9 protein-coding genes and 2 pseudogenes are annotated in these 8360 nt (G+C 60.2%); 3 read left to right on the forward strand and 8 right to left on the reverse strand.

Annotated elements, in window-relative coordinates; genetic code table 11:
* Positions 1–279: IS5 family transposase (locus tag G7A66_RS05490; RefSeq protein ID WP_174294705.1), on the reverse strand; the 279-nt coding region annotated here is incomplete at its 3' end.
* A 74-nt stretch (positions 280–353) separates the two neighbouring features.
* Positions 354–878: pseudogene (locus G7A66_RS05495) on the reverse strand (IS6 family transposase); the annotation flags it as partial.
* Between the two features lie 126 nt (positions 879–1004).
* Here G7A66_RS05495 and G7A66_RS14135 point away from each other — a divergent pair.
* A pseudogene (locus G7A66_RS14135) lies at positions 1005–1201 on the forward strand (hypothetical protein); the annotation flags it as partial.
* A gap of 90 nt (positions 1202–1291) precedes the next feature.
* On the opposite strand, the gene G7A66_RS05500 reads toward G7A66_RS14135, so the two are convergent.
* The 5 genes from G7A66_RS05500 to G7A66_RS05520 all read right to left on the reverse strand — a co-directional run bounded on the left by G7A66_RS05500 (position 1292) and on the right by G7A66_RS05520 (position 3824).
* Positions 1292–1447: a hypothetical protein gene (locus tag G7A66_RS05500; RefSeq protein ID WP_174294706.1), complete on the reverse strand. Its 156-nt coding sequence runs from the start codon at positions 1445–1447 to the stop codon at positions 1292–1294.
* A 3-nt stretch (positions 1448–1450) separates the two neighbouring features.
* Positions 1451–2491 carry a ribosome small subunit-dependent GTPase A gene (gene rsgA, locus G7A66_RS05505; RefSeq protein ID WP_174294707.1) on the reverse strand — a complete coding sequence of 347 codons (1041 nt, stop codon included), beginning with the start codon at positions 2489–2491 and terminating at the stop codon, positions 1451–1453.
* Between the two features lie 72 nt (positions 2492–2563).
* Positions 2564–2782: a hypothetical protein gene (locus G7A66_RS05510; RefSeq protein ID WP_174294708.1), complete on the reverse strand. Its 219-nt coding sequence runs from the start codon at positions 2780–2782 to the stop codon at positions 2564–2566.
* A gap of 245 nt (positions 2783–3027) precedes the next feature.
* Positions 3028–3465 (reverse strand): DUF427 domain-containing protein, encoded by a 438-nt coding sequence (locus G7A66_RS05515; RefSeq protein WP_174294709.1) that lies wholly within the window; start codon positions 3463–3465, stop codon positions 3028–3030.
* Positions 3462–3824 (reverse strand): thiol-disulfide oxidoreductase DCC family protein, encoded by a 363-nt coding sequence (locus G7A66_RS05520; protein WP_174294710.1) that lies wholly within the window; start codon positions 3822–3824, stop codon positions 3462–3464. Before G7A66_RS05520 ends, G7A66_RS05515 begins: the two co-directional genes overlap by 4 nt.
* A 431-nt stretch (positions 3825–4255) precedes the next feature.
* Here G7A66_RS05520 and G7A66_RS14140 point away from each other — a divergent pair, with 431 nt between their 5' ends.
* Together G7A66_RS14140 and G7A66_RS14145 are read left to right on the forward strand one after the other, a co-directional pair.
* Positions 4256–5425 (forward strand): M16 family metallopeptidase, encoded by a 1170-nt coding sequence (locus G7A66_RS14140; protein ID WP_232366679.1) that lies wholly within the window; start codon positions 4256–4258, stop codon positions 5423–5425.
* 30 nt (positions 5426–5455) lie between these two features.
* Positions 5456–7090 carry a M16 family metallopeptidase gene (locus G7A66_RS14145; RefSeq protein WP_332310498.1) on the forward strand — a complete coding sequence of 545 codons (1635 nt, stop codon included), beginning with the start codon at positions 5456–5458 and terminating at the stop codon, positions 7088–7090.
* Between the two features lie 350 nt (positions 7091–7440).
* Here the strand turns inward: G7A66_RS14145 and G7A66_RS14480 are convergent, their stop codons facing one another.
* Positions 7441–8055, reverse strand: coding sequence for a DUF2161 family putative PD-(D/E)XK-type phosphodiesterase (locus G7A66_RS14480; protein ID WP_206675084.1), 615 nt, complete (start codon positions 8053–8055; stop codon positions 7441–7443).
* Between the last annotated feature and the right edge of the window lie 305 nt (positions 8056–8360).

Consider the following 8360-nt stretch of genomic DNA (forward strand, 5'->3'; position numbering starts at 1 on the left):
GTCGATCATCACCAGCTCGCCGTCGAAAGCCTGCGAAACCGCCGTCAGAAGCCGATCCCAGACACCGGCTCTGCGCCAGCGGACAAAGCGATTGTAGCAGGTAGATTGGGGACCGTAACGCTCGGGAATGTCCGCCCATGGACTGCCGGTGCGGAACCGCCAGAGGATACCGTTGATCACCCGGCGATCATCCACCCGGGGAACACCCCGAGACTTGTTCGGAAGCAGTGGCTCGACCACCGACCACTCTAAATCTGTCAGATCAAAACGACGACGCATGTGCAAGGCTCCTTCTCGGGCCTTGAATCAATCACCGCCGCTAAGCGCAACCCAGTTTATGAGTTTACCGCCTAGTTCTCGACCCTGTTGTTGGCCCAGCGCCCCACCTCCTGCTTGTTGGCATTGCCCAGCTCAGTCATGGCCACCTTGTAGGAGCGCAGGCCGTCTGTGGTTATCCTCTCAGGTGAGCCGTGGCGCCTCAGCGCCTTTCTCATGAACTTGAGAGCTGCTGCCTTGTCCTTGGCCTTGGTGACATAGCTCTCGAGGATCTCGCCCTCCTGGTCCACCGCTCGCCACAGGTAGTGCATCTCTTCGTTCACCTTCACATACATCTCGTCGAGGTGCCACTGCCTCTGGCGGAACCCTCTCACGCGGCTTACCCGCTGGCGGCGGATGTCCGCTGCAAACAGCGGGCCGAACCTGTTCCACCAGTGTCGCACCGTCTCATGGCTGATGTCGATCCCGCGCTCGAACAGCAGGTCTTCCACGTTCCTCAAGCTCAGGGGGAAGCGGACATACATCATCACCACCAGCCGGATCACCTCTGGCGAGGAGTTGAAGTACCTAAACGGGCTGGCAGATTTCTTCTTGCGAGGCATCGGACCGCCCTGCCCCGCTACTCCTTACCAGTTGATGCATTTGGTCTGACAGAGCCGAGCACGCCTAGAGCGGCGATCTTCCGAAGAGAATTCAGGCGTTAACCAGACATGGTTCTTCTGAGCATGCAAGGCGGCCGCGACGTTGTGCCGATGCACCCAATCTGTCAGCAGACCCTGATCGCAAACTTCAGCAATGCCGAGTTGCAGCGCCATGCCATGGACGTAGAGGCGCTTCTGGCCATTCCGAACGTACGCAAGTTTGTCGACTGGGTGGCCAGGAGGATCCCGACTTCAACGCAAGCACAGCAAAGAAACAGCGCTGAGGCGGCGCTGTTTTCCCGTCTATTTATGAGGAAAGCCTCGCGCAGATCGCACCTTGATCGTCACCTGCAGGATATTTCTCCCAGACGCCTTTATTTCGGCGCTTTCGCCAGATGCTCCGACAGAAGCCTGTCGAGTTCGGTTATTCTCAGCCGCTGCGGAGTATCCCTCGCCAGCCCCTTGAGGCGACACTCGGCCCAAAGCTTTCGGCGTTCACCCTCCAGCGCCTTGCGATATAAATCAGCCATTATCTAATTCCTTCTGCGGCGTTTTGCGGAGCGTGCCAGCCGAACAGCAGCAGCATCGGTGTTAACACGGTTTTCAGCGGTCAGCTTTTTCCAGCGCTCGAAACGAGCAAACGTGAATTCAGCCCCGACGATCGCGGCACGTACAGCGCACCCCGGTTCCTGAGAGTGGGTGCAATCGGCGAAGCGGCAGTTCAGCGTAGCTGCCACGATATCGTCAAACACTTCTGCAACACCCGACGACACTTCGGACATCTGAAGTTCGCGCATCCCGGGCGTATCGACCAGCCAGCCACGACTTTCCGAACCCGCACCAAGCCGGTGCATCTGGCGGACAGTGGTCGTGTGGAGACCCTTCCCATCGCTCTCACGAACAGCCTGGGTCTGGATACTGTCAGAGCCTCTCAACGTATTGATCAAGGTCGATTTGCCGACGCCGGACGAACCAACGAGTGCGACCGTTTCCCCTCTTCGGCAGTACTCAGCCAGTCTGGCGACACTTTGGCGATCCTGCCCATTGATCAGCTCGACATCCAGTGTGCTGTCCAAGGCTTTCGTCGCCTTGGCGAAGTGTTCCGTGTCTGTGGCCAGATCTGCCTTCGTAAGTACGACAACCGGGCGCACGCCCGCTTGCCGTGCGAGCACAAGGTAACGCTCGAGGCGTGCTATGTTGAAGTCTTCGTTGCAGGACGTAACCACGAAGAGCGTGTCAACGTTTGCCGCGATAAGCTGAACCCGTTGATCATCTCCAGGCGCAAGCCGCTTGAACAAACTGCTCCGCTCAAGAAGGCGCACAGGGGTCAAGCTATCGCGCACCATCAGCAGCCAGTCGCCAACCGTTGGCCTGTCCTCGGGGCCCTCAGACGACGGAAGTACGGATGTAATCGATGCATCCACTTCTGCACCCAGTACGCTGACCATACCACGGTGCACCGCCATCACGCGGACGGGCACAAAGCTTTGGTATTCTTCGGTGCTTACCTGACGACTGAAGAAGCCTCGCCAGCCCAGTTCCGCCAGTGTCGAGCTTGCGTTTTCACTCTGCATCGAGGCGACAGCTCGAAGCACCTGATGTATGCTCGGGCACATACAGCGAAAAAGGTTGGAGCACCGAACGTCTCATTCTTGCTCAAGCTGTCGATGCGCCGGACTGACCCAGATAGTAATTGAAGCGAGGAACTTGCCTGGTGCAGGCTTAACCACGTCGATCCTCTCTGCTGTCACTAATTCTCCAGTGCTCAGGGTGAACGACGCCCAGGGCTTGGGCATCCGACCGAAAGTCATTTTCTGAATCGGCCGGCCGGTGGTGCTGTTCATGATAGTGGTGACGATGCTCATCTGACCCCCTAGTCAGCTAAACACCCCTACGTCCATGAGTTCCTCGCGCGCTGGCGAAAGTGCGCGCAATGTGGATCGAAGGGCTGCAACTGGGCCGGTTTCCGATCGTCAGCTACAAGATCCGAATAGAGACAAGCGGATAGCGATCTGCATGCAAGAGAAATCCCTTGTTGGCGGAAGCGCGATGCCTACCAGCCCATGCTCCCGGGAATACCCTTGAATGGGCCTGCGAGGTCTCTGGTAATCTAGCCGCCGTAAAACGAGCCCGGCTGCGGAACGACTGTCTCGCCATTAACCAAGCACTTGTCGAACGGCGCGGCATAGAACGCGACGTGGTCCTGCAGCATGGCGAAGTTTGCTGTCGGTTTCCCGTAACTCCAGCCAACGCGGGGCAGAACGATGTCGCCGATCACGACATCCCAGTAAGATGCCGATCCCTTCCACTCGCAAAAGGAGCCTCCTCCGGCGGGACGAAGCATTCCAGCCGTGACCGCGTCAGGCGGAAAGTAGTAGCTTGGAGGGTGGCTAGTCTCAAATGTGCAGACGCTCGCATGCGTATCGGCGATCACGATCCCACCATGTTCGATACGTAAATGTGCAGCGCACGATTTGGCGATGGCCGGACGCGGGAAGTCCCACACGCTGCGCTGGCCAGAAAGGATCGGGTCCGGTCCTGGCTTCATGTTACTGGAAGCCTGCCAATCGCACGCTGCAGCCGGGGCCGGACACCCAAGAACCGGACATACAAACTCTCGAGTATTGCGAGCAGCCAAGGCCACTGCGCCGCCAACCCGAACGGGCGGAGCAGAGGAATCGCGCGCCACATTGCGGCGAATGCTGCTAGGCCGGATAGGAAGCGGCCATTTTCGCTGGCATGAAACCGGGCGAGCAGCTCTGCCGGATCAATCGGACAGAAAGTTGCTGAGGTACTCGTCACATCGATGAACTCGATCGAGCTCCGCCAATCAAGCCGCCGCATCAGGGCGATCTCGCTCCTGCAGAGCGGGCAATTGCCGTCATGCCAGACAATCAATTTGGTCATGGAGCGGATATAAGGCGTCCGCAGCTACGATTCATCGGTGCCATGAAGAAAGACTCACGGCTGCGTCCCTTGGGCCGGGCACGAAAGCTTGGCGAAGTGGTCGCGATGTGCCGACCGCTGCATTTCCGGTCCGCTCCAGTCTGCTTTTCGGTGACCCAATGCTGAGTTCAAAGAACCCATAGAACCGCTTTAAAATACAGCGGTCTTTAGCCTGTCTTGAGTATCGACAATGACCCGTCAAACCCGGCTGTGGCGATTCAGCTCGAGATCGCCAAAGAGTAGAAGTCTGGCCAGCATATCCTCCTGGCGGCAGCGGCCCGCGCCTCGACACTCGCAGCGCGCGGTAGTGCGCTGGTAGAGCAAGCCTGTTGCGCGGGACGGCAAACTCTCTAGCCTTTGCGCGTCAGCCTTCATTCGGGGAAAGCTTTATCATGCTCCACCGGTTTCTTGCCGCCTCTACCGCCGCCATCGCCTTGAGCGCCGCCATGCCGCTCTTTGCTCAGGATGCGGCAGGCACCGCCATCACCGCGCCCGAAATCGACTATACGATGTGGACACTCGACAACGGCTTGCGCGTGATCGCAATCAAGGATGACACCACCGCCAGCGTCACCACCTCAATGTGGTACGATGTCGGCTCGAAACTCGATCCTGAAGGTCGAAGCGGCTTCGCGCACCTGTTCGAGCATATCCTCAGCCGCAAGACCGTGAATATGCCTTACAACCAGATATACGGCCTTACCGCCGATGTCGGGGGCACGCGCAATGCTTCGAACGGGCCCGACCGGACCAACTACTTTGAAACCGTGCCGGCCGAATATCTTGAGCGGATGCTGTGGACCCATCGGGAACGCATGGCTTTTCCGGTTGTCGATGACGAGGTCTTCAATCGCGAACGCGACGTGGTGACGGAGGAACTTCGCCAACGCGTGCTTGCGCCGCCCTATGGACGCTTTCAACGCTTCGTTCTGCCCGAGAACGCTTACGATACCACCGCATATCGCCGTCCCGGGATCGGGTCGATTGAGGAGCTCGACGCGGCAACGCTGGAAGATGCCCTGGCGTTTCACGAAGCTTATTACGGACCAGATACTGCCACGCTGATCGTCGCCGGCAATTTCGAAATGACCGATTTGCGCGCCATGGTGGACAAATATTTCGCCGACATTCCGCGCCGCGAGAACCCTCTACCGCTCGAACTGGGCGCCGAAGAGCCGGAGCGTACCAGTCTCCGCACGATCGTTGCCCGCGCTCCTAACGTGCCGCTGCCGGTGCGCGGTACGCTTTGGAAGGGGCCAAAGATGGCGAGTGAAGATACCGCGGCGCTCGAGGTGCTGTCGGCGATCATGGCGCGTGGCGACAACAGCCGCTTTAACGAGGCACTGGTTCGCAGCGGAAAGGCTGTGGATGCCAGCTTCTTCTATAGCGACGGCGAGGAGGCGGGCATGATCGCGGGTTTCGCGATCACCAATCCCACCGCCGATGCCGAAGAAGTCAAGACGATTCTCGATGCAGAAATCGAGCGGGTGCGGATCACGCCGGTCAGCGCAGCCGAATTGGCGGAGGCCAAGAACGAGATCTTCTCGACTGCGCTTCGCTAGCGCGAGACCGCGCGTGGCCGGGCGTTTGAAGTGGGCGAGGCGCTGGTCTCCACCGGCGATCCCGATGCAGCGGACAAGCGGCTCGCCGCCATTTCCGCCGTGACCGTCGCGGATGTCCAGCGCGCAGCCGCGAAATGGCTGGACCCGCAAGGCCGGGTGGACATGACTTACGAGGAGGGTGAGGAGAACCCCGCCGAATGGGCCAACCCTGCCCCGTTCCCGACCTTCCGCACCCTGCCCGAGCCGACCCGCACCCCGCTCGCCGTCCGCCCGGAAGCGGAACGCGATCCTCTGCCCGAACCTGGTATGAAGCCGACCGTCGAGACGCCTGAGATCGTCGAGCAGACCCTGGACAACGGAATCGAGGTGGTCGCCGCGCAGACGGGAGATGTGCCGTTCGCCACCATGACCGTTCTCGTGCCCGGCGGGGCGAAATCGGATGAGCGCGCCAAGGCCGGCGTCGCCAACTTTGCGGCATCGCTCGCCGACAAGGGTGCGGGCGGAATGAGCGCGCAGGAAATCGCCGCCAGACTCGAAAGTCTCGGCGCGAGCGTTGGGGCGACCGCGGGCACGGACGGAACCTTTTTCAGCCTGACGGCACCCGTAGCCAATATGGAAGCGGCGGGTGAAATCCTGGCCGCAATGATCCGCAGCGCCGATTATCCGGCGGCGGAATTCGAACGCGAGCGCAAACGGGCGATCGACGGTCTGCAGGTCAGCCTTAAGGATCCCGGCGAACTGGCCCAGATGGTGGCACGGCCGGTGCTTTACGGCGACGCGCCTTACGGATCGCAGCCCGGCGGTACGGCGGAAAGCCTAGCCGCGATCACGCGCGAAGACCTGCTCGACCATCGCAGGGCCTGGTGGCACCCCGCGCAGACAAAAGTGATCGTGAGCGGCGGGATCGCGCCTGAAGATGCCGTCGCATTAGCCGACACTCTATTGGGCCACTGGACCTCCGCCGCTCCTGCGCCGCCCTCCATACCGAATCCTGCGGGCGAGCCTTCTCCTGTCCGCACAGTCGTGATCGATCTGCCCGAAGCGGGTCAGGCAGCGGTCTATGCCGGAATTCGTGCGCCCTCCCGTTCGGGTGAGGACTACATCGCGCTCGAACTCGCAAATGCGGTGCTCGGCGGTGGATCCAGCGGAAGGTTGTTCGAAGAAGTGCGGACGAAGCGCTCGATCAGCTACGGCGCCTATAGCGGCTTTCCGGCGCGAGCGGACGACGCTTACCTGGTCGCCAGTTCGCAGACGCAGAACGCAACCGCCGACGAGGTGGTGCAGGTGTTTCTCGACGAGTTCGACCGCTTGGGCAGCGAAGCCTTGGCCACTGACCTGATCGAGGCGCGCCGGCACTTTCTGGCGGGCGGCTATGGCCGTAGCCTCGAAACCTCGTCGGGTTTCAACAATATCGTGGCCGAACTCCTGATGTACGGCCTCGAACCGAGTGAAGCGGCGCGATATGCCGCCCAGCTCGAGGGCGTGACTCCGGAAGCGGCCAGCGCGGCAGCGGCGAAATACGTCTCGGCCGACAAAGCGATGATCGTTGTGGTCGGCAATGCCGACGAATTCCTTAACGATCTGCGCGCGATTCGTCCCGATATCGAAGTGATCCCAGCCGACCAGCTCGACCTGTCGCGCCGCGATCTGGGCGTCGGAAGATAACGTTCCCAAGACCGGGCGGGGCTGAAGAAGTCGGGAGTGAGAAAACAGCCTCGCCTCTCTGCGCTTCTGGCCGGGCTTGCTCGTAGAATTAGTTTGCCAAGAACACTCCTTGCTGCGGCATACGTCCGCGCGCCCGTGCGATACTCGCCGCCTCACGACGTTTCGTTCGGCAGAGACTTTCGCCGTTCCGAAGCGTTACGCTGTTGCTGTGATAATTACACTGAGAGCGATCCGCTTGGCTCAAAAAAGTTGGCGTAGATGCCGGTTATCATGTGGTCGCCGGCCGAACGCCGAAGAACTTGCCACCACCACAGGCGTTTGCAGCAAAGCGAGGGTTCTTTGTTTACCTGCTACACTCCCTCAGCTCTGCTGTGCGCCTCGCAAGCAGCTTCTCCAGCTGCCGTTAACCGATAGATGCCCCGTTCAGACCGTTCGAACCACCCGTAGACATTCCTGAGCAGGATCGTTCCTGCGTCCTCTGCCAGGTGCTTGAGCGCACGCGGCGCCATCGGACCGCCACGCAAAGCAGCGGCGCAGGCAAGTGCACGCTGACGGTAAGCAGTCATGATCGGCTGTCGCGTCGAGCCGCCCGCGGTTGGATCACCAATTCGGGAACCATGCTCCTTCAAGAACCGCCGCCTCTGCTTTGGATCGGGCCGCGGCCGGTAAGGGAGCGGTTCTGCGAGCACCGATACTCGCGCCAGCTTTGGATCTACAGCGAGCAGTCCTACGCCCAACATACGACAAAGCCGCAGAACGCGCTTGCGAGTACCCAGGACTGCAAGATAGACCTGATCCGCTGAACGGAGGCGATCGACGGCCTGCAGGACCAATTCGAGCGTGAATGACAGCTTCAACTCGGTGATCACCAGCAGAGGAGGCTCGGGGCCCCGCACAGCGACGAGATCACAGCCACAGACCTCTCCTTTTACCTCAAATCCTTGCGCTTCAAGGAAGCGTTTCACCGGGAGATAAAGACTGGTCTCAGGCAGAGAACTTGCAGTCACGTTGCCCCCCAATGCTGGATCTCCAACGTGGGTAACCGGTGTTCGCCAGCGACAAAAATCCTTGCTAGGCGCAAACAAGGCCTAGGGGCTCTCCGGAAGCAGCGTCGTACGAACCTCGCTGCTTTGCTACTCGCGAACACCTGTAACTACAGGCGGCGCTGCTTCCCATATGCTTACAGTTGCGAACGCAAAAAGCCCCGCTGGAAGCAGCGAGGCTATGATCTTCAATGTTTTCAACTAGTTGGTGGTTGCGGGGGTTGGAT

Origin of the sequence: Alteripontixanthobacter muriae, from assembly GCF_013336795.1 — a bacterium.
Classification (GTDB): Bacteria; Pseudomonadota; Alphaproteobacteria; order Sphingomonadales; family Sphingomonadaceae; genus Pseudopontixanthobacter; species Pseudopontixanthobacter muriae.